Annotated in this window: 17 protein-coding genes; 15 read left to right on the top strand and 2 right to left on the bottom strand. The window is 67.4% G+C overall.

The window, feature by feature from the left end; genetic code table 11:
• Position 1: 1 nt before the first annotated feature.
• The 7 genes from atpD (at position 2) to codB (ending at position 8601) form a co-directional block, all read left to right on the top strand.
• The gene (gene atpD / locus C7446_RS00265; RefSeq protein WP_121170156.1) at positions 2-1375 is read left to right on the top strand and encodes a F0F1 ATP synthase subunit beta; all 1374 of its coding nucleotides are present in this window, start codon (positions 2-4) and stop codon (positions 1373-1375) included.
• Positions 1376-1404: 29 nt separating this feature from the next.
• Positions 1405-1827 (top strand): F0F1 ATP synthase subunit epsilon, encoded by a 423-nt coding sequence (locus tag C7446_RS00260; protein WP_121170154.1) that lies wholly within the window; start codon positions 1405-1407, stop codon positions 1825-1827.
• A gap of 112 nt (positions 1828-1939) precedes the next feature.
• Complete coding sequence (locus C7446_RS00255) at positions 1940-2851, top strand: AEC family transporter (protein WP_121170152.1); 912 nt, start codon at positions 1940-1942, stop codon at positions 2849-2851.
• A 120-nt stretch (positions 2852-2971) separates the two neighbouring features.
• On the top strand, positions 2972-4330 hold the full coding sequence (gene glmU, locus C7446_RS00250; RefSeq protein ID WP_121170150.1) for a bifunctional UDP-N-acetylglucosamine diphosphorylase/glucosamine-1-phosphate N-acetyltransferase GlmU: 1359 nt from the start codon (positions 2972-2974) through the stop codon (positions 4328-4330).
• A gap of 190 nt (positions 4331-4520) precedes the next feature.
• On the top strand, positions 4521-5309 hold the full coding sequence (locus tag C7446_RS00245) for a DeoR family transcriptional regulator (RefSeq protein WP_121170973.1): 789 nt from the start codon (positions 4521-4523) through the stop codon (positions 5307-5309).
• 26 nt (positions 5310-5335) lie between these two features.
• Complete coding sequence (gene glmS, locus C7446_RS00240) at positions 5336-7174, top strand: glutamine--fructose-6-phosphate transaminase (isomerizing) (RefSeq protein WP_121170148.1); 1839 nt, start codon at positions 5336-5338, stop codon at positions 7172-7174.
• Between the two features lie 290 nt (positions 7175-7464).
• Positions 7465-8601, top strand: coding sequence for a cytosine permease (gene codB, locus C7446_RS00235; RefSeq protein WP_170149983.1), 1137 nt, complete (start codon positions 7465-7467; stop codon positions 8599-8601).
• A gap of 1 nt (position 8602) precedes the next feature.
• Here codB and C7446_RS00230 read toward each other — a convergent pair whose 3' ends face one another.
• Positions 8603-10666: an AsmA family protein gene (locus C7446_RS00230; RefSeq protein ID WP_121170146.1), complete on the bottom strand. Its 2064-nt coding sequence runs from the start codon at positions 10664-10666 to the stop codon at positions 8603-8605.
• A 233-nt stretch (positions 10667-10899) separates the two neighbouring features.
• Between C7446_RS00230 and C7446_RS00225 the strand changes: the two genes are divergently transcribed.
• The 6 genes from C7446_RS00225 (at position 10900) to C7446_RS00200 (ending at position 17139) form a co-directional block, all read left to right on the top strand.
• Entirely contained in the window at positions 10900-11859 is a 960-nt protein-coding gene (locus tag C7446_RS00225; protein ID WP_170149956.1) for a YihY/virulence factor BrkB family protein, read from the top strand.
• 85 nt (positions 11860-11944) lie between these two features.
• Positions 11945-12832 carry a pyridoxal kinase PdxY gene (gene pdxY, locus C7446_RS00220; RefSeq protein ID WP_121170971.1) on the top strand — a complete coding sequence of 296 codons (888 nt, stop codon included), beginning with the start codon at positions 11945-11947 and terminating at the stop codon, positions 12830-12832.
• Between the two features lies 1 nt (position 12833).
• Positions 12834-13721, top strand: coding sequence for a DUF72 domain-containing protein (locus C7446_RS00215; protein ID WP_121170142.1), 888 nt, complete (start codon positions 12834-12836; stop codon positions 13719-13721).
• Between the two features lie 117 nt (positions 13722-13838).
• Positions 13839-15191 (top strand): sodium-dependent transporter, encoded by a 1353-nt coding sequence (locus C7446_RS00210; protein WP_121170140.1) that lies wholly within the window; start codon positions 13839-13841, stop codon positions 15189-15191.
• A 158-nt stretch (positions 15192-15349) separates the two neighbouring features.
• The gene (locus tag C7446_RS00205) at positions 15350-16189 is read left to right on the top strand and encodes a motility protein A (RefSeq protein WP_121170138.1); all 840 of its coding nucleotides are present in this window, start codon (positions 15350-15352) and stop codon (positions 16187-16189) included.
• Entirely contained in the window at positions 16186-17139 is a 954-nt protein-coding gene (locus C7446_RS00200) for an OmpA family protein (protein WP_121170136.1), read from the top strand. The genes C7446_RS00205 and C7446_RS00200 overlap by 4 nt, the downstream gene beginning before the upstream one ends.
• Positions 17140-17214: 75 nt before the next feature.
• Here C7446_RS00200 and C7446_RS00195 read toward each other — a convergent pair whose 3' ends face one another.
• A complete protein-coding gene (locus tag C7446_RS00195) occupies positions 17215-17502 on the bottom strand; it encodes a PA3496 family putative envelope integrity protein (protein ID WP_121170134.1) in 288 nt (95 codons plus the stop codon).
• Between the two features lie 212 nt (positions 17503-17714).
• On the opposite strand from C7446_RS00195, the gene hexR reads away from it, so the two are divergent.
• On the top strand, positions 17715-18620 hold the full coding sequence (gene hexR, locus C7446_RS00190; protein WP_121170132.1) for a transcriptional regulator HexR: 906 nt from the start codon (positions 17715-17717) through the stop codon (positions 18618-18620).
• Between the two features lie 79 nt (positions 18621-18699).
• Positions 18700-20901, top strand: a complete 2202-nt coding sequence (gene uvrD, locus C7446_RS00185; protein WP_121170130.1) for a DNA helicase II — start codon at positions 18700-18702, stop codon at positions 20899-20901.
• The last annotated feature ends 67 nt before the right edge of the window (positions 20902-20968 follow it).

Genomic DNA, 20968 nt, shown 5'->3' with positions numbered 1-20968 from the left:
CATGAGCGGACGTATCGTACAGATCATCGGCGCGGTGATTGACGTCGAGTTTGCCCGCGACGAGGTCCCCCGGATCTTCGACGCCATTCGCGTCACCGACACCGATACCATTCTGGAGGTCCAGCAGCAGCTCGGCGACGGTATCGTGCGCACCATCGCCATGGGGACCACCGAAGGGCTGAGCCGCGGTCTCGCGGTCGAGAACACCGGGGCGCCGATCTCGGTGCCGGTGGGGCAGAAGACGCTGGGCCGGATCATGAACGTGCTCGGCGAGCCGATCGACGAGTGTGGCGAGATCGGCGAGGAGAAGCGCAGCCCGATCCACCGCGAGGCGCCCTCCTACGCCGATCAGGCGGCCTCCAGCGACCTGCTGGAAACCGGCATCAAGGTCATCGACCTGATCTGCCCCTTCGCCAAGGGCGGCAAGGTCGGGCTGTTCGGCGGTGCCGGGGTCGGCAAGACCGTCAACATGATGGAGCTGATCCGCAACATCGCCACCGAGCACTCCGGCTATTCGGTATTTACCGGCGTCGGCGAGCGGACCCGCGAGGGCAACGACTTCTACTACGAGATGCAGGAGTCCGACGTACTCGACAAGGTCTCGCTGGTCTACGGCCAGATGAACGAGCCGCCGGGGAACCGTCTGCGCGTGGCGCTGACCGGGCTGACCATCGCCGAGGACTTCCGCGATGAAGGCCGCGACGTGCTGCTTTTCATCGACAACATCTACCGCTACACGCTGGCGGGCACCGAGGTCTCGGCCCTGCTCGGCCGCATGCCGTCGGCGGTGGGTTATCAGCCGACGCTGGCCGAGGAGATGGGGATGCTGCAGGAGCGCATCACCTCGACCCGGACCGGCTCGATCACCTCGGTGCAGGCGGTCTACGTGCCTGCCGACGACCTGACCGATCCGTCGCCGGCGACCACCTTCGCGCACCTCGATGCCACCGTGGTACTGGCGCGCTCGATCGCCGAGCTGGGCATCTACCCGGCCATCGATCCGCTCGACTCCACCTCGCGCCAGCTCGATCCGCTGGTGGTCGGTGACGAGCACTACAAGGTGGCCCGCGGGGTGCAGAACGTGCTGCAGCGCTACAAGGAGCTCAAGGACATCATTGCCATCCTCGGCATGGACGAGCTGTCCGACGAGGACAAGCAGACCGTGGCCCGGGCACGCAAGATCCAGCGCTTCCTGTCGCAGCCGTTCTTCGTCGCCGAGGTCTTCACCGGCGCGCCCGGCAAGTATGTCTCCCTCAAGGAGACCATCCGCGCCTTCCAGGGCATCCTCAACGGCGATTACGATGAGCTGCCGGAGCAGGCGTTCTACATGGTCGGCACGATCGATGAAGCGATCGAGAAAGCCGAGAGCATGTAAGCGTCCCGGAAAGATTCAGGAGCCCAGTCATGGCCAGTGTGCAATGCAATATCGTCAGTACCGAGCGCAGCATCTTTGCCGGTGAAGTGACGCAGCTCTCCGCCACCGGGACCGAGGGTGAGCTCGGTATCATGCCGGGTCATTCGCCGCTGCTGACGGAGCTGGCACCGGGGCCGGTGTATCTGACCCGGGAGAGTGGCGAAGAGGAGATCTACTACGTCTCCGGCGGCTTTCTGGAGGTCCAGCCCGATGTCATTTCGGTGCTGGCCGACACCGCCGACCGGGCGCGCGACATCGACGAGGCGGAGGCCCAGCGGGCGCGTGACGAGGCGCGCCGGGCGCTGGATGAACAGCACTCCGAGCTCGACTACTCGCGGGCGCTGGCCGAACTCGCCGAGGCGACCGCCCGGCTGCGCACGCTCTCCCAGCTGCGCAATCGGCGCGGCAGCTGAGGCGGGCCGCAGGCATGATCTTCGGGGCGACCTTCGGGTCGCCCCTTTTGTGTGTGGCTGACGGTTGCTGCGGCCGACAGCCGCCATGGCGTCCATTACCCGGGAGGTCGGCATGAGCGTACTGCTGCCGGCGCTGTGGCCGCTGTTTGCCCTGCTGCTGCTGGGCAGCGGGCTGCGACGGGTCGGGTTCCCCGATGAGACCTTCTGGGGCCCTGCCGAGCGGCTGAACTACTTTCTGCTGTTTCCCGCCCTGCTGTTCCACCATCTCGCTACCGCGTCCTTCGATGACCCCGCGCTCGGTCAGCTGGCCCTCGGTATCACGCTGGCACTGGGCATCGGCTGGCTGGGGCTGCTCGGCATGCGCCGGCTGGCCGGCTGGCCGGCGGCCCGCTTCGGGGTGCTGGTGCAGTCCACCCTGCGCTTCAATACCTATCTCGGGCTGGCCGTGGTCGCCGTGCTGGGTCCGCCCGGTGGGCTGGCACGAGCGGCGGTACTGCTGGCGCTGCTGGTGCCGAGCGTGAACCTGCTGTCGGTGTGGGCGCTCGTTGCCGAGCGCCCGCTGACGCCGCGGGTGCTGCTGCGACCGCTGGCAACCAATCCCCTGATTCTGGCCTGTCTGGCCGGCATCGCCGTCTCGCTGAGCGGACTGTCGCTGCCGCCCGGCAGCGAGCGCCTGCTGGGACTGCTGGGGAGTGCCAGTCTGCCGCTGGGGCTATTGTGTGTCGGTGCGGCCCTGCGCCCGGCCGCCCTGCGGGGCGCCTCGGCGCTGATGCTGACGGCCAGTGCCGTACGGCTGCTGGCGATGCCGCTGCTGGGACTGGGCATTGCCCGGCTGCTGGCGCTGCCCGCGCCGCTGGACTGGCTGCTGATGCTCTTTCTCGCCCTGCCGACCGCGCCCACGGCCTATATCCTGACCCGCCAGCTGGGCGGCGAGGCCGAACTGATGGCCGGCCTGATTACCCTGCAGACGCTGCTGGCGGTGCTGACCCTGCCACTGTGGTTGCTGGTCGCCCTGGGGCCCTGAGCGGGTGAACGTTGTGAAACAGTGTTGACGCCAGCGGGCTGTTACACTGCCGATCAGTCGACGAGGCGGTCAGGCGCCGTTTCGTTCGCAACGTTCATGAAACAGGGAGAGTGCGCTGCGATGAGCACTGATGTCGTGATACTGGCAGCCGGGCAGGGAAGCCGCATGCGCTCCCGCCTGCCCAAGGTCCTCCACCCCATTGCCGGCAAGCCGATGGTCCGCCACGTGATCGAGGCTGCCGAGAGCCTGGAAGAAGCCCGGCTGCACGTGGTGATCGGCCACGGCGCCGATCGGGTCCGCGAAGCGCTTGCGGATGTGGCGGCCGGCTTCGTGGTGCAGGAGCAGCAGCGCGGTACCGGACATGCCGTGGCCCAGACCCTGGACAGCCTGGGGGATGGTCCGGTACTGGTGCTCTATGGTGATGTGCCGCTGATTCAGCCGGATACCCTGTCGGCGCTGATGGCAGGCGTCGATGATCGGCACATGGCCCTGCTGACGGTACGCATGGCGCATCCCCACGGCTACGGGCGCATCGTGCGCGACGAGCAGGGACGAGCGACCGCCATTGTCGAGGAGAAGGATGCCAGCGAGGAGCAGAAGCGCATCCAGGAGTGCAACACCGGCATCCTCGCCGCCACCGGCGCCCAGCTCAAGCGCTGGCTGCCGCAGCTCTCCAGTGACAATGCCCAGGGCGAATACTACCTCACCGACATCATCGCCATGGCCGCCGCCGAGGGGGTCGAGGTACTGACCCGGCAGCCGCACGGGCACTACGAGGTGCAGGGCGTCAATGACCGGGTGCAGCTCTCGGCGCTGGAACGCATTCATCAGCACCATCAGGCACAGCGGCTGATGCGCGAGGGCGCCACCCTGGCGGATCCCGCGCGTATCGATGTGCGCGGCGAGCTGAGCGTCGGGCGCGACGTCTTCATCGATGTCGGCTGCATCTTCGAAGGCGAGGTATCGCTGGCCGACGGCGTTTCGGTGGGTCCGCACTGCGTGATTCGCAATGCCACGATCGGCGAGGAGACAGAGATCGAGGCACACACTCTGATCGAGGGCACCGAGATTGAGGGCGGCGGTCAGATCGGCCCCTACGCCCGGCTGCGTCCCGGCACCCGGCTGGCACATGGCGCACGGGTCGGCAACTTCGTCGAAACCAAGAATGCGCAGATCGGTGCGGGCAGCAAGATCAACCATCTCAGCTACATCGGCGACAGCGAGCTGGGCCGCGACGTCAACATCGGCGCCGGGACCATTACCTGCAACTATGATGGCGTCAGCAAGCACCGCACCGAGATCGGCGACGGCGTCTTCGTCGGTTCCAACAGTGCGCTGGTGGCGCCGCTGCGGATCGGCCGCGGCGCCACCATCGCGGCCGGTTCGACCATCACCGACACGGTCGATGACGATACCCTCGCCATCGGCCGTGCCCGCCAGACCCAGAAGGCCGACTGGGTGCCGCCGCATCGGCGCTGAGCGGTATGCCAGCCGCCGGCTGCCGCCCATCCCGCGCGGATGGGCGGTGGCATTGCGGGCAGGGTGCACTGTGTCGGAGTGGCCATTGAAGTTGACGACCTTCGTCGCATGAGTTTTGATTCGAAGCATGTTTTCTTTCGAATCGAAAGAATAATGAAATATCGTGTTAACGATGAATCGATCCGATCCCATGTCGAAACGCACTGCCTCACAGCGCCGTGATGCCATCGTGGCATGGCTGGCCCGCCAGGGCGGCGTCAGTGTTGATGTGCTGGCGCAGCACTTCGCCACTTCCACGGTCACCATCCGCAAGGATCTTACCGTGCTGGAGGGCGAGGGTCGGCTGCTGCGCCGCTATGGCGGGGCAACGCTGCTGCCGCAGGAGAGCGAGGGGGAACACCGGCCGTCGCGCAACAAGCAGGCGATCGCCCGGGCGGCCAGCGACTGCATCCGTCCGCACGGCCGGCTGATCATCGATAGTGGCAGTACCACCGGTGCGCTGATTCCGGAACTGTCATGTTTCGAAGGGCTGGTGGTGATGACCAATTCGCTGGAGGTGGCCGGTGCCCTGCACGAGCTCGAACGGCCGCCGACCCTGCTGATGACCGGCGGGACCTGGGACCCGCACTCGGCCTCCTTTCAGGGCCAGGTGGCGGAGAGCGTGCTGCGGGCGTATGACTTCGATCAGCTGTTCATCGGGGCTGACGGGATCGACATCGACCGCGGCACGACCACCTTCAATGAGCTGCTGGGGCTGTCCCGGGTGATGGCCGAGGTGGCGCGTGAAGTCATCGTGCTGGTCGAGGCCGACAAGATCGGTCGGCGCATTCCCAATCTCGAACTGCCGTGGTCGTCGATCGACCTGCTGATCACCGACGATCGGCTGGATGAGGCAACCGCCCGGGACCTCGAGGGTCACGGGGTCCGCGTCAGGCGGGTTGAATATCACACCGTGGCGGATACGGCAGCCACCGGATAACCGAGAATCTGCAAGGAGAGCAAATCATGTGTGGCATCGTGGGCGCCGTCGCCGGACGGCAGGTACAGAACATTCTGCTGGAAGGGCTCAAGCGGCTCGAGTATCGCGGCTATGACAGCGCCGGCATGTCGATTCTCGCCGAGGAGGGCGGCCTGTCACGCCAGCGGGCGCTGGGCAAGGTGGCGGAACTCGACAAGAAGCTGCAGCAGGCACCCCTGCGCGGCCGGGCGGGCATCGCCCATACCCGCTGGGCGACCCATGGCCGGCCCAGCGAGGAGAATGCCCACCCGCATCAGTCCGGCGATCGCCTGGCGGTGGTCCACAACGGTATCATCGAGAATTTCGAATCCCTGCGCCGGGAGCTGGAAGGACAGGGCTATACCTTCCTTTCCGAAACCGATACCGAGGTCGTGGCGCATCTGCTGGCACGGGAGTACGAGCAGAGCCGCGATCTGCTCCAGGCGCTGCAGCGGGCCGTGGCCAGGCTCGAAGGGGCCTATGCGCTGGCGGTGGCCCACGCCGCTCAGCCCGATCGCATCGTCGGTGCGCGCAAGGGCAGCCCGCTGATTGTCGGGGTCGGCATCGAGGAAGCATTCCTCGCCTCCGATCCGCTGGCCCTGCTGCAGGTCACCGACCGCTTTGTCTATCTGCGTGAGGGGGACGTGGTCCAGCTCTCCGATGGCGGGGTGATCGAGGTCTTCGATGACGCCGGGCAGCCGATCGAGCGGGGCATCGAGGTCTTCGAACACGGCGACAACGCCATCTCGCGCGGCAACTACCGCCACTTCATGCTCAAGGAGATTCACGAGCAGGCGGCGGTGATCGCCAAGACGCTGGAAGGGCGACTGGGCGACGGCCATGTCATGACCCACATCTTCGGCAGCGGTTCAGGCTCGCTGATGACCGATGTGCGCCATATCCAGATCGTCGCCTGTGGCACCAGCTACCACGCCGGCATGGTGGCGCGCTACTGGATCGAGAAGCTGGCGGGTATCCCCACCCAGGTCGAGGTGGCATCGGAGTACCGCTATCGTGACGGGGTGGTGCCCGACAACACCCTGTTCGTGACGCTCTCCCAGTCCGGCGAGACCGCCGATACGCTGGCGGCGCTGCGTCATGCCCAGTCCCACGGCGGCTATCTGGCGAGTCTGGCGATCTGCAACGTGCCGGGCAGTTCGATGGTGCGCGAGTCCGATCTCAGCCTGATGACGCATGCCGGCCCCGAAATCGGTGTGGCCTCGACCAAGGCCTTCACCACCCAGCTGGTGTCGCTGCTGCTGCTGACGCTGGCGCTGCGCTATGCCCGCAACGGCGATGACGAGATGCAGGCCCGGCTGGTCGGCGCCCTGCGGCAGCTGCCGCAGCTGATCAACCAGGGGCTGGCGCTCGATGGTGACATCGAACGGCTCTCCTCGGCCTTTGCCGAAAAGCATCATGCGCTCTTTCTCGGCCGCGGTACGATGTTCCCGATCGCGCTGGAGGGGGCGCTCAAGCTCAAGGAGATCTCCTACATCCATGCCGAGGCCTATCCTGCCGGCGAGCTCAAGCATGGTCCGCTGGCGCTGGTCGACAGCGACATGCCGGTGATTGCGGTGGCGCCCAACGACGAGCTGGTGGAGAAGCTCAAGTCCAACCTGCAGGAAGTGCGTGCCCGCGGTGGCGAGCTCTTCGTGTTCGCCGAGGAGAACGTGGCGATCAGCGAGGGAGATGGCGTGCACGTGCTGCGTCTGCCGGCAGTCGATGAGGTGATTGCACCACTGCTGTTCACCCTGCCGCTGCAGCTGCTCTCCTATCACGTGGCGGTGCTCAAGGGCACCGATGTCGATCAGCCGCGCAATCTGGCCAAGAGCGTAACGGTCGAGTAATCCGCCATGCTGCTGCCCCGGCTGCCCGGCCGGGGTCTCTGCGGCACGTCTTGGCACATTTTTAATGCGTTTCGGCACGTGAGTGCACCATTATGCAGCATCCGGGCGTCCGGGGCCTGCGTGGAGAGCGGAGCGTGCCGGCTGTCCGGGCCCCGGTCGGGTCTGGCACGGCATTTGCCTGTTCTGCCATAGCCCCGCTACCGGAGAGCCCGCCATGGCGCTGCCTCATGTTGATGATGACCATCCCCTGAACGAAGTCCCCCGCAGACGCCCGCCGACCGTTCGGTTCACTGGCACTGCTGCTGCTGGGGTTCACCTTCTTTACGGCCACCATGTTTGCCGGTGGCCGGATCGGCGAGGCCTTCGACTTCGGCGAACTGCTGCTGCTGATCGCGCTCGGCAACCTGCTGCTGGGCGGCTATGCGGCCGTCATCGCCTGGATGGCGGCGCGCTCCGGCCTGAATACGGCGCTGATGGCGCGCTTTGCGCTGGGCGAGCGGGGCAGCGCACTCTCCGATCTGCTGCTGGGGATCACCCAGGTGGGCTGGTACGCCTGGGGGGTGGCCACCATCGCCCGGGTGCTGGTCGATACCCTCGCCCTGCCGGCCTGGCTGGCCCCCGTGCTGATGGTGCTGTTCGGCTTCGGGTTCTGTCTCACCGCCTTTGTCGGCTATCGCGGTCTGGCACGGCTGTCGCAGCTGGCGGTGCCGGCGATGACGATACTGATCGGGGTCAGCATGGTCATCGCCTGGCGCGATGCGGGCGGGCTGGCCGGGCTCACCGGCCGCGACTCCGAGAGCTCGCTGGGCTGGGCGGCCGGCATCACCATCATTTTCGGCACCTTCGTGTCGGGCGCCACCCAGGCGAGCAACTGGAGCCGCTTCGCCCGGACTCCGGGCCAGGCCGTGACGGCCACCCTGCTGGCGTTTTTCATCGGCAACGGCCTGATGGTGCTGATCGGTGCCATGGGCGCCTTTGTCTACCGGCAGCCGGATATCGTGGAAGTGCTGATGGTGCAGGGGCTGACGCTGTTCGGACTGGTGATGCTGTTTCTCAACCTGTGGACCCCCCAGGACAACACCATCTACAACTTTGCCGCGGCCGGCTGCAACCTGCTGCGCACCCGCCGGCGGGGCCGGGTGACGCTGGCCGGCGCCGCCGGTGGCACCCTGCTGGCACTGGCCAGCATGGATCAGCTGCTGGTGCCCTTTCTGGTGGCGCTGGGTACCTGCATTCCGCCGCTGGGTGGCGTCATCATCGGCGACTATCTCTTCCGGCGCCGGGGTCGCTATCCGGCGCTGGCCACCCTGGGGGCCTGGTACTCGCCCTGGCTGCCGCCCCTGACGGGGCTGCTGCTGGCCTTCGGCCTGACGCCGCTGTGCAACCGGCTGATGGCGGCGGCGCCGCGCGCGGTGGCGTCATCGTGAGTCACTGCGCCGACAGGCGCGCCTGCAGCAGGTCGCTGCAGCGCTCCTGCTGACCGCTGTTGGGGGCCACCAGCGCCAGCAGGGCCGCCGGCGGGGCGATGGCGCCCAGTGCCACCGCCGCAGCGGCGCGTGCCGCCAGCGGGCCGGCTTGTACCCCCGGTGCGGGATTTTTGAAGGTGCCGCTGACGTAGAGCGGCGAGTGCAGGGTGAAGACGCGCAGCCCCTTGCCCTGCGGATCGACGGTCAGATCCAGCCGTTCGCTGCCCAGATCGACGCCGCCGTCGATTTCGATGGTGGCGGTTTCGGTATCGATGAAGAAGACCCGCGGGCGCACCAGGCCGTCACGGAGTACCAGATCGGCCGCGGCGCAGTGGATGCGGACCTGCTCATCGCCGAACAGCCGGCCGAGGATGTAGTTGCCGATATGCAGGCCGGCCAGCTCCATCAGGTTGCGGCTGATCAGACCGTTGTCGATCAGCATTTTTATTTCACCGTTACCTGAACCCAGCAGGGCAGCTACCGAGTTGCCGTATCCGGTGAGGGTGGCATCGCCGTTGAGCTGGCCGAGGGCGTCCTGCATGCTGCCGGGCGCGGGGATCAGCTGATTCAGCTGCAGCCGCCGGGCATGCATGTCGATGCGGGCGTGCATGGGTGAATGATTGCCATTCAGGCGCAAGGTCGTGTTGAGCGCGCCGCCGGCCATGCTGAAGTGCAGCGGGTCGAGCAGGAGTTCTCCGCTATCGAGCACAATGTGGGTGTCGAGATCGCTCAATGGCAGGGATGCGCCGTGTTCGATGCGATCGGCGCGAAAGCGGATATCGGCATCCATGCGATCCCAGCGCTCGGTGCGGAATTCCGCCACCGGCAGGACCCTGCCCGGTGGCTGGGCGGGAGTCTCGGCGTCGGGGGCGTGATCATCGGCGCCGATCAGCGGCCCCAGGTCGACCATGCGCAGGCGCCGCGCGTCGAGGGTGCCGCTGAGCCGGGGGCGGGGCTCGGTGCTGGCATAGGTCAGCGTGCCGTGCAGGTCGCTGCCGCCGATGGTGGCGTTGAACTCCTGGTATTCGAACAGGCTGCCCTCGGGGCGGGCGAGTTTCGCCACCAGATGCCCCTCGGTCGCGTAGGGCGGCGTCTCCGGCAGTACCACCCCGGTCAGCGCATAGAGATCGCCCAGACTGCGGCCCTCGAGGGCCAGCTGCAGATCGAGCGCGCCGAGCTCGAGCGGGTCGGTCAGGGTGCCGGTCACCCTGATGCGGGTATCGCCGCTGCGCAGCGCGATCTGCAGCGGAAAGGGCTGATTTCCCTGGCGTAGTGACAGCATGCCGCCGAGCCGGCCGCTGCCCTCGAGCGGCTCGCCCTTGTAACGCCCCTCGACCTGCCAGCCGAACAGGTAGTCCGCCGCGGCAGTGCCGACCCGGGGCTGGCCCTCCCGGTTGCGGCCGACGATCTCGGCGTAGGGGATCGATTGTGCCAGGGGGTCGAGAGTGGCGGTGAGCTCGGCATCGAGCACGGCGTCGCGATAGTGTATCCGGCCTTGATCGAAGACGATGTCGTCGATGTCGACCGTCCAGCCCGGCGCTTCCGGGGTGTGGCGCGCCGCCGGACGCTCGTCGTCGGCGAAGGCGAAGGTCCAGTTGTTGCGGCCATCGGCGCGGCGTACCAGTTCGGCGTGCGGCTGGCTCAGGGTGATGCGCGTGATGACCAGCCGTCGGCCCGCCAGGGCCGGCAGCACGAGGCCGGCTTCCAGCCGCTCCAGCCGGATCATCGGGGGGTGCTCGTCGCTCGTCGGCGCCCACCCGGCGGGATTGCCCAGCACCAACTCGCCGGCCCGCAGGATGGGCAGGGGCAGGCGGTAACCGGGCAGCATCGACCAGTCCAGGCGCAGCTCGCCCCGAATGGCAAAGGGGCGCTGCAGGGCCCGCGAGACCTGCTCATTGAGGGTGGGGCGAAGCCAGTTCAGCGGCAGCAGCGACAGTGCCACGGTCGCGGCCACTGCCAGGCCCAGCAGCGTGACCGGAACGCCCAGCACGATAGCGGATATCCAGCGCACGGGATGACGGTTCATGATCAGGCTCCGATGCAGGTCGTCATTTCCGAGCTTAGCCGCTTCCCCGGCGCTGTCTGCTGGACCCTGGTCGCAGGTGCCGCCGATGCGCCCTGCAGCACATGGCCGGGCGATGGGCCGGACAGGCATGCAGCGCGCGAGGACAGCCGCTATGTTGATCCGGTAATCCCCGGGCGAACGGCCGCCGTGCCAGGCGCGTGCCCGAGGCAGCAGCGCAACGAGAGAGGAATGTCGTGGCAGAGCATGATAGCGCGGAGAATGCGCGAGGCCGGCAAGCCCGGCGGCCCGGGCAGCTTACCCGGGCAGGCTGGCGGGATGCCTGCCTGCGGGTGAAGGGCTGCATCGATCGCGATCATATTGCCCTGCTGGCCGCGGGCGTGGCGTTCTACGGCCTGCTGGCGATCTTTCCGGTGATCGCCACCCTGATCTCGCTGTGGGGTCTGCTGTCCGATCCGCAGCAGGTACAGCACCAGATTACCGTGCTGAGCGCCATCCTGCCGCCGGAGGCGTCCGGTCTCATCGAGCAGCAGGTGCGGTCCCTTGAAGCGCGGGCCGGCAACGGGATAACCGTCGTCGTCGGCGTGCTGCTGGCCGTGCTCAGTGCGACCCGCGGCGTGGACGGGCTCATCGAGGGCATGAACATCGTCTACGGCGAGAGCGAAAACCGCCCCCTGTTCAGGCGCCTGCTGCTGACCCTGGTGATGACCGCGGGGCTGACGCTGCTGACCCTGGTCACGCTGCTGACCATCATCTTCGTGCCGATGGTGGCCCGCCAGCTGCCGTTCGGCTGGATCGTGGCCACGCTGATGGTCTATCTGCGCTGGCCGCTGCTGCTCGTGCTGGTGATGTTCTCGATCGCGGTGCTGTACCGCTATGGTCCCAACCGCCGCAAGCCCCGCTGGGAGTGGGTCGGCATCGGCACCTTCGGGGCCACCCTGCTGTGGATCGTCGGCTCCATCGGCTTCTCCGCCTATGTCGATCACTTTGCCAGCTTCGATCGGCTCTACGGCTCGCTGGGCGCGGTGGTGATCCTGCTGATCTGGTTCTGGCTGTCGGCCTTCATGGTATTGCTGGGCGGCGCCATGAACAGCGAGATGGAGCGCCAGACCCGTCGCGATACCACCGAGGACCCCGAGCAGCCGCTGGGGGAGCGCCACGCCCATGCCGCCGACACGGTGGGCAGGAAACCCTGAGCGTGCTTCGTGCGGGCGTGTAGAATGAGTGGATCCGGAGCGGGCGGCCATGCCCGCCGACGGCAAACCTGCAGGCAGTCGTGTGATGACCCATATCGTTTCCATCCAGAGCCACGTGGCCTACGGCTATGTCGGCAATCGTGCGGCGGTGTTTCCCCTCCAGCGGCTGGGGCTGGAAGTGACCGCGATCAATACCGTGCAGTTCTCCAATCATACCGGCTACGGCGCCTTTACCGGCGAGGTGTGCTCGCCCGAACATCTGCGGGATGTGCTCGATGGCGTCGAGGCGCTGACCGGTCTGACCGACATGCAGGCGGTGCTGTCGGGCTACATGGGCGATGAAGGCATCGGCCGTGCCGTGCTGGAGAGCGTGCGCCGGGTGCGGCTGGCCAATCCGGAGGCGCTCTACTGCTGCGATCCGGTGATGGGCGATGTCGGCCGTGGGTTCTTCGTGCGCGAGGGCATCCCCGCCTGGATGCGCGCGCATGCCGTGCCGAGTGCCGATATCGTCACCCCCAACCAGTTCGAGCTCGCCTGGCTGGCCGACCGCGAGATCGTCACCCTGACGGATGCCCTCGAGGCAGCGGCCGCACTGCGGACGCTGGGCCCGCGGGTAGTGCTGGTGACCTCGCTGAACGTGACGGAGGCCGGGGGCGAGGAGGCCGAAGCGGGGCGCATCGAAATGCTGGTGGACACCGCGGCCGGCAGCTGGCGGGTGGCGACACCGCTGATCGAGTTCGCCACCCCGCCCAATGGCGCCGGCGACTTCACCGCGGCGATGTTTCTCGCCCACTGCCTGCGCGAGGGGCTGTCGGGCGAGGGGCCGGCCCGGGCGCTGGCCGCCACCGCCGGTGCGGTGCAGGCCCTGTTCGAACACACCCGCCGGGCGGGGAACCGGGAGCTGGCCCTGATCGGGGCGCAGCACGACATCGTGGCGCCGCCGCTGCAGGTCAGCGCCGAACGGCTGCGCTGACATGGCGCCGCTGCCGACCCCGCCGGGGCACCTGCATCTGGGGCTGGCGATGTGGGCCAACGCCGACTGGCGCGGCTCACTCTATCCGCCGGGGGCCGCGACCACCGAGGTGCTGCCCGACTATGCGCGGGTGTTCGATGCCGTCGAGGGCAATACCACCTTCTACAGTGGTGCGCCGCGTCCGGAAACGGTGGCCGGCTGGGCACGCCAGGCTCCCGACCATTTCCGCTTCTGCTTCAAGCTGCCCGCGCGCTTCACCCACGAGCAGCGACTGGTCGGCGTCGAGCCCGGGGTGACGGAGTTCCTGACGCGGCTGGCGCCGCTGCAGGATCGGCTCGGACCGGTCATGATCCAGCTGCCGCGCGACTTCGGGCATGACGAACTGCCGGCGCTGGCGGCACTGCTCGAGGGCTGGCCGGAGGCCATTCCCTGCGCCGTGGAGGTACGGGCCAGCGAGTTTTTCCACAAGGGGTCGGCCGAGCGGGCACTCAACCGGCTGTTGATAACTCACGGCGTGGATCGGGTGATGCTGGATGTGCGGGCGCTGTTCGCCTCCGGGAGTTGCGAGACCGGCGGGGAGGAGCGGCTGAGTCAGGCCCGGCGCGAGAAACCGCAGCGGCCGCTGCACGTGCTGGCCACCGGCCAGCGGCCGGTGGTGCGCTTCATTGGCCATTTCGATGACACCCTCAATCACGCCCGCATGACGCCCTGGCTTGCGCAGCTGGCCGAATGGCTCGAGCAGGGCAGGACGCCCTATCTGTTCGTGCACACTCCCGACAATCGCCGGGCGCCCGAACTGGCCCGGCAGTTTCACGAGCGGCTGCGTCACCGGCTGAACCTGCCGGCGCTGCCCGGATTTGCCGGCGAGCGGCAGAGTTCGCTGTTCTGAGCCGCATCCCGGCCTCGCTGGGCGGCTGCGTAACCGAACTGTACAATGCCCCGTTGAGCGGGGTCCGCGCCAGCGATCCGGGCCCGGGATGACAATACTTGAGGATGCAGCGAACTGATGGCCAACAAGACTCATATCCACGCCCAGTGGTCCTCGCGCCTGGCGTTCATGATGGCCGCCGTGGGTTCCTCGGTGGGACTCGGCAACGTCTGGAAGTTCCCCTACATGACCGGCGAAAGCGGCGGCGGTGCCTTCGTGCTGATCTACATGGTCAGCATTGCCCTGATCGGGCTGCCGATCCTGATGAGCGAGTGGCTGCTGGGGCGGCTGGGCCAGAAGAACCCGATCACCACCATGAGCACCATTGCCGGGCGACTCAAGCGCTCGCAGGCGTGGGCCCTGATCGGCGTGGGCGGTATCCTCGCCGCCTACCTGATCCTGTCGTTCTACAGCGTGATCGGCGGCTGGGCGCTGGCCTATATCAAGTACAGCGTGACCGGCACCTTCAGCGGCCTTGATGGCGATGGCGTGAGCAGCCTGTTCGGCAACCTGCTGGGCAGTCCCGGTCGGCTGCTGGCCTGGCACAGCCTGTTCATGGTGCTGACCATCGGGGTCGTGGCAGGCGGCGTCTCCGGCGGGCTGGAGCGGGCCGCCAAGCTGCTGATGCCGGCGCTGGCGGTACTGCTGGTGGTACTGGTGGGCTATGCGGCCACCACCGGCAGCTTCGCCGACGGGCTGGCCTACCTGTTCCGTCCGGACTTCTCCCAACTGACCGGCGATGTCTGGCTGGCCGCGCTGGGCCACGCCTTCTTCACCCTGAGTCTGGGCATGGGCATCATGATGGCCTACGGCTCCTATCTCAGCGATGACGTCAACATCGGCCGTACCGCACTGACCGTGGTCATTCTCGATACCGTGATCGCGCTGGCGGCCGGCATGGCGATCTTCCCGGTGGTGTTTGCCAACCAGCTCGATCCGGCCGCCGGTCCGGGGCTGGTCTTCCAGACCCTGCCGCTGGCGTTCGGCGGCATGTCGGGCGGTATCCTGTTCGGCAGCCTGTTCTTCATCCTGCTGGTGTTCGCGGCGCTGACCTCGGCGATCTCGCTGCTGGAGCCGATCGTCGAGTGGCTCGAGGAGCAGTCCCCGCTGAGCCGGCTGCAGGCCACGCTGGTGGCCGGGGCGGCCACCTGGCTGCTGGGCATCGCCACGGTACTGTCGTTCAACGACTGGAGCGGCTTCCAGCCGTTCGGCATGTCGATCCTCGATCTGCTCGACTACCTCACCAGCAAGCTGATGCTGCCGCTGACGGGGCTGGCGACGATCCTCTTCGTCGGCTGGGTAATGGGCCGCGACGAGGTGCGCGCCCAGCTCAACATGAGCCCGACCGCCTTCGCCGTATGGCGCTTCACGGCGCGCTTCGTGTCACCGATCGGAGTGGCGATCGTGTTCATCTTTGGACTGATCAACTGAACCCGGGCGTGTCCCGCTGCCGGATGTCCGCCGAAGTGGCGGCATCCGGCCGGTCTTTTCCGGCGATCATGGCATCGGCCGATCTGGCAGAGTCGATGCCGGTCCGGTAGCCGTGCGTGGCGGCTGCCGGCGATCGTGACCGGAAAGGAACCGCCCTCATGAATCCCTCGACGATGATCGGCATCGTGGTCAGCGTGCTACTGCTGGCCACGGTGGTCCTGTTTACCGCGCAGTCCCCGCTGGGCTTTGTCAATCTGCCGGGGCTGGCGATCGTGCTGACCGGCACCCTCGCGGCGACCTTCATCAGTTATCCGCTGCGCGAGGTGGCGCGGGTACTGGCGCTGACCCGCAGCGTCTTCCAGCGCGAGAACAGCTTCGTGCAGGAGGACATCGGTGAACTGGTGGAGCTGGCCCGCCAGTGGCTGCACGGTGATGCCCGCACCGTCGAGCGGACCCTGGAAACCACCCGCAATCCCTTCCTGCGTACCGGCATCCGGCTGGTCATCGACAACGTGCGTGAAGAGGAGATCCTCGATCTGCTGCGCTGGCGGATTGCCCGGATGCGGGCCCGCGAATACGCCGAGGCGCAGATCTTTCGCACCATGGCCACCTACGCACCGGCCTTCGGCATGCTGGGCACCCTGGTGGGGCTGATCAACATGCTGGAGATCCTCGAGGTCGGTGACCTGGCCGCCATCGGTCCGCGGCTGGCGGTGGCGCTGCTGTCCACCTTCTACGGCATCCTGCTGGCCAATCTTGTCTTCCGGCCGATCGCGGTCAAGCTCGAGCGGCGCACCGAGCAGCGGCTGGTGGCGATGAACATGGTGCTCGAGGGCGTGTCGATGATCTCCCGGCGCCGGCTGCCCTCGTTCATCGAGGCGACCCTGCAGTCATTCATTGCCGAGTATCCCGATGAACTGGGCGAGAAGCAGCACGCCGAGCGCACGGACGAGGACGGGGCAGCGGGGGCGGTCCGTCAGGATGGACGTCCCTCATGAGCGAGCCGACCGCGGCCGACTACCAGCGTCCGGCGGCGCGCAGCGCGCGGGCTGACCTGTCACGCTACGCGCTGATCGAGCCGCCGCCCCGCCACGAGGATGGCCAGGGCAGCTGGCTGATGAGTTATCTCGATCTGCTGACGCTGCTGATTACCCTGTTCGTGCTGCTGCTCTCGCTGCAGGGGCTGTCGCCGGAGGATACCGCAGCGGTCGAACCGGCGGCCGCGACCGACGACACGGCACCCCTGCCGCGGCTGGCGGCCGGCAGTGCGCTGTGGCAGCTGCTCGAGCCGGCACCCGCCCGCTCGATCATGCTGGCCACCGCCGGCGCAGCGGCGCCGCCCGCACTCTCGCCGATGGCCGTAACCGCGGCACAGGCGGTGACCCGGCAGCTGCCGGTGGCGCCGACCGACGAGGCGATGCCGCTGCTGATGACGGTTGCGGCCCTGCAGCTGCCGCGGCCGTCGGCTTCGCCCGGCGATGAGATGGCCCGCTGGGCCGCGCAGGTACCGGATATCGATGGCGTGGTGATCGAACCCGGCGAGCAGCATGTGACCTTCCGGATTCAGGATCGGCTGCTGTTCTCCAGCGCCGATGTCGAGCTCTCCGAACAGGGACATGAACTGCTCGATCGACTGGCCGGGCGGCTCAGCCAGTTCGAGGGCGAGATTTCGATCGAGGGGCATACCGACAGTCGCAGCATCTCCACCGAGCGTTTCCCGTCGAACTGGGAGCTTTCGGCAGCGCGGGCGACCGCGGTGCTGCACCATCTGGTCGATCATGGCGTGACAGCCGGGCAGCTGCGGGCGATCGGCTATGGCGCCAGCCGGCCGCTGGCGGACAACGCCAGCGCCCGTGGACGCGCCCGCAATCGGCGGGTCGAGCTGGTGCTGCGGCCGGCAGCCAGCGATCTTGCCGACGCCGCGCAACAGCGCAGCGCAGGGCAGTGAGCCGGGGCGCTGTCACCCACCGCGCGGCAGGCAGCTCGAATGGCGCATGATCCGGGCCCGGCCGCCGGCGGGCATTCAGCCGGCCTGTCGCGGCGATCCGGCACCGGGCAGCCGACGTGGGCAATCGCCCGGATGCCGCTGGAGGCCGGCTCGCCGGAACGGCGTGATGTCGTCGCCCTCAACGGGCTCGTGATTGAGCTCACCGGCCAGCCGCAGGGATTCGTAGTGACACTCGATGCCGCGCCGGGCCTGCAGATGACGCCGGGCGGCGTTGCGGCGGCGCCGATCGGCGGCTTCGGCCTCGAGTTCCATGGCAATGCCGAGCAGATCGTTCTTGATGTCGTTCAGGGTGATCGTTTTCATTCGAAGACTCCCTCGCACCAGAATCGGACAAGCGTTATCGGTGCTTAACCGGTACGCTGTCAGGCGATCGGCCGTGATTCGGAGCTTCGGGCCGCGAATCACGGCCGGGATCACCCGCAATGGATTGCAGCGGGAATTTAACCTGTACAAATTGACATAAAGATGACATCAACACCACTCACCCTGGCATCCTGTTTCCGGAAGGAGCGGTAATGAGTACCTTCATGTTCGATGAGCTGCGCGCCAGGCTGCCGCAGTTCCGGCGTTCGGAGCAGAAGGTGGCGCGGTTCGTGCTGCGTCACGCCGAGGAGGTACTGGATCTGCGACTCGCCGATCTGGCCCGGCGGATCAATGTCAGTGAGCCCACGGTGATCCGCTTCTGCCGGGCGATCGACTGCGAGGGCTATCAGGATTTCAAGCTGCGACTGGCGCAGACGCTGGCTACAGGCGCGCAGTTCTCGGAATTCTCGATGAACGAGACCGACAGCGTGGCCGAGTTCTCGCGCGGCATCTTCGATTCCACCGTGGGTACGCTGCTGTCGGTGCGTGATCGGCTGGATGCCAATGCCATCAGCGAGGCGATCGCTGCACTCTCCGAAGCCAATCGGGTGGAGTTCTACGGCTTCGGGGCCTCCGGCGCGGTGGCGGTCGACGCCCAGCACAAGTTCTTCCGCCTGCGCATCTCCACCACCGCCTACAGCGATCCGCACATGCAGCACATGTCGGCCGTCACCCTGACCGACCATGACGTGGTGGTGGCCATCTCGCAGACCGGCCGCACCCGCTCGCTGCTCTCCAGCGTCGAGATCGCCCGCGAGCACGGCGCGACCGTGATCGGACTGTGTCCGGCCGGATCGCCACTGGCGCACCTGTGCTCGATCGGGCTCTACATCGACGTGTTCGAGGATCGCGAGGTCTACCGGCCGCTGAGTTCGCGCATCGCCCACCTGGTGATGATCGATATCCTGGCGGTGGGCGTGGCGCGCTCGCGGGGACCGCAGCTGGCCGAGCATCTGATGGCGGTCAAGCGCAGCTTGGTCCCGCTGCGTACCGACGAGAGCGATCCCTTCGAACAGCTGCGGCGCGATCGCACGCCGCCGGAGGATGACGACGCCTGAACGGGCGCGCCGGCAGCCGTGAAAGGGCGGAATGTGTTAGGCTGGGGGACCGTTTCGCCCATCCTGTCAGGCCCGTTTCATGGACGCATCGCCACTGCTCGACTCCCTCAATCCGGCGCAGCGCGACGCCGTCGGCGCGCCCCAGGGCAACCTGCTGGTGCTGGCCGGTGCCGGCTCCGGCAAGACCCGGGTGCTGGTGCACCGCATCGCCTGGATGCTTTCGGTCGAAGGGCTCTCGCCGTGGTCGATCCTGGCCGTCACCTTTACCAACAAGGCGGCGCGCGAGATGCGGGCGCGGCTGGAGACGCTGATCGACACCTCGCTGCGCGGCATGTGGGTGGGGACCTTCCACTCGATCTCGCACCGGCTGCTGCGCACCCACTGGCGTGATGCCGGGCTCGCCGAGCACTTCCAGATCATCGACAGCGACGATCAGTTGCGGCTGGTCAAGCGGCTGCTGCGCGAGTACAGCATCGATGACGAGCGCTTCCCGCCCAAACAGGTGCAGTACTTCATCGGCGGCTGCAAGGAGGAGGGGCTGCGGCCGGGGGATGTCGATCCCCACGGCGACCAGTACATGGCGCAGATGGTCGAGCTCTATACCCTCTATCAGCAGGCCTGCGAGCGCAGCGGACTGGTCGATTTCGGCGAGCTGCTGCTGCGGGCGCTGGAGCTTCTGCGCGACAATCCGCGCCTGCTGGCGCACTATCGCGAGCGTTTCCAGCACCTGCTGGTCGACGAGTTCCAGGATACCAACACCCTGCAGTACGCCTGGCTGAAACTGCTCGCCGGGGATCGGGCGTGCCTGACCGCGGTGGGCGACGACGATCAGTCGATCTACGGCTGGCGCGGGGCGAAGGTGGAGAACCTGGAACGCTTTCGCAGCGAGTTTGCCGAGACCCGGCTGGTCAGGCTGGAGCAGAACTACCGCTCCACCAGCGCCATTCTCGAATCCGCCAACGCGCTGATCCGCCACAATGCCGGGCGCATGGGCAAGGAGCTGTGGACCGAGGTCGAAGCCGGCGAGAAGATCCGGGTCTATGGCGGCTTCAACGATCTCGACGAGGCACGCTTCATCGTCGATACCATCGCCGAGCAGGTGCGCGGTGGGCGGGCACGCCGCGAATTTGCCATCCTCTACCGCTCCAATGCCCAGTCACGGGTGATCGAGGAGTCGCTGATCCGCGCCGGCATGCCCTATCGCATCTACGGCGGCCAGCGCTTCTACGAGCGCCTCGAGATCAAGAATGCGCTGGGCTATCTGCGCCTTTTGATCTCGCGCGACGACGACGCCTCGCTGGAGCGGGTAATCAATGTGCCGGCACGCGGCATCGGCACCCGCAGCGTCGAGCTGCTGCGGGCCCGTGCCCGCGACGAGGGCACCTCGCTGTGGCAGGCGGTCAACGACGCCCCTGCCGCCGGCCTGCTCAAGGGGCGTGCGGCGAATGCGGTGCGGGCCTTCAGCGATCTGATCGATCGGCTCGACAACGAGACCCAGGGGCTGGCGCTGCACGAGATCATCGATCACGTCATCCGCGCCACCGGGCTGATCGAGCACCACCGCGCCGAGAAGGGCGAAAAGGGCCAGGCACGGGTCGAGAACCTCGAGGAGCTGGTCAGTGCGGCGAAGGCCTACGCGCAGGGCGATGCCTTCGAGGCGATCGACGACGGCGCCGACAACTCGCTGGGCGAATTCCTCTCCGAAGCGGCGCTCAACTCCGGCGAGCACGAGGCCGACGAGTTCGAGGATGCGGTACAGATGATGACGCTGCACTCCGCCAAGGGGCTCGAATTTCCGGTGGTCTTCGTCGCCGGGGTCGAGGAGGGGCTCTTCCCGCACAGGATGTCGCTGGAGGAGCCGGGCCGGCTCGAGGAGGAGCGACGGCTCTGCTATGTCGGCATCACCCGGGCGATGGAGCGGCTCTATCTGACCCATGCCGAAACCCGGCGGCTGCACGGCAAGGAGAGCTGGCAGCGACCCTCGCGCTTTCTGCGCGAGCTGCCCGCCGAGCATCTCGAGGAGGTCCGCCTGCGCGGGCAGGTGTCACGGCCGATGTCCGCCCAGGGCCAGCCCGGCGCGGATCGCCAGGCCTCGGTCGACGGCGGCGACGAACAGCCGTCGCTGTCGCTGGGACAGTGGGTGCGTCATCCCGTCTTCGGCGAGGGGGTCATCATCAATGCCGAGGGCCAGGGGCAGCGCGCCCGGGTACAGGTCAGCTTCGAGCACGAGGGTGACAAGTGGCTGGTGCTGGGGTTTGCCAGGCTCGAGGCCCTGACCTGAATTCGACCTTGCGCAGGAAAAGCTCCCGGGTGCCCGTGGTGTCATGCAATCGACACGGGAGTCGCCT

Source organism: Kushneria sinocarnis (assembly GCF_003633775.1).
Classification (GTDB): Bacteria; Pseudomonadota; Gammaproteobacteria; order Pseudomonadales; family Halomonadaceae; genus Kushneria; species Kushneria sinocarnis.
Note: the sequence above shows the minus strand (reverse complement) of the source record. Positions and strands in the feature narration are given on the sequence as shown.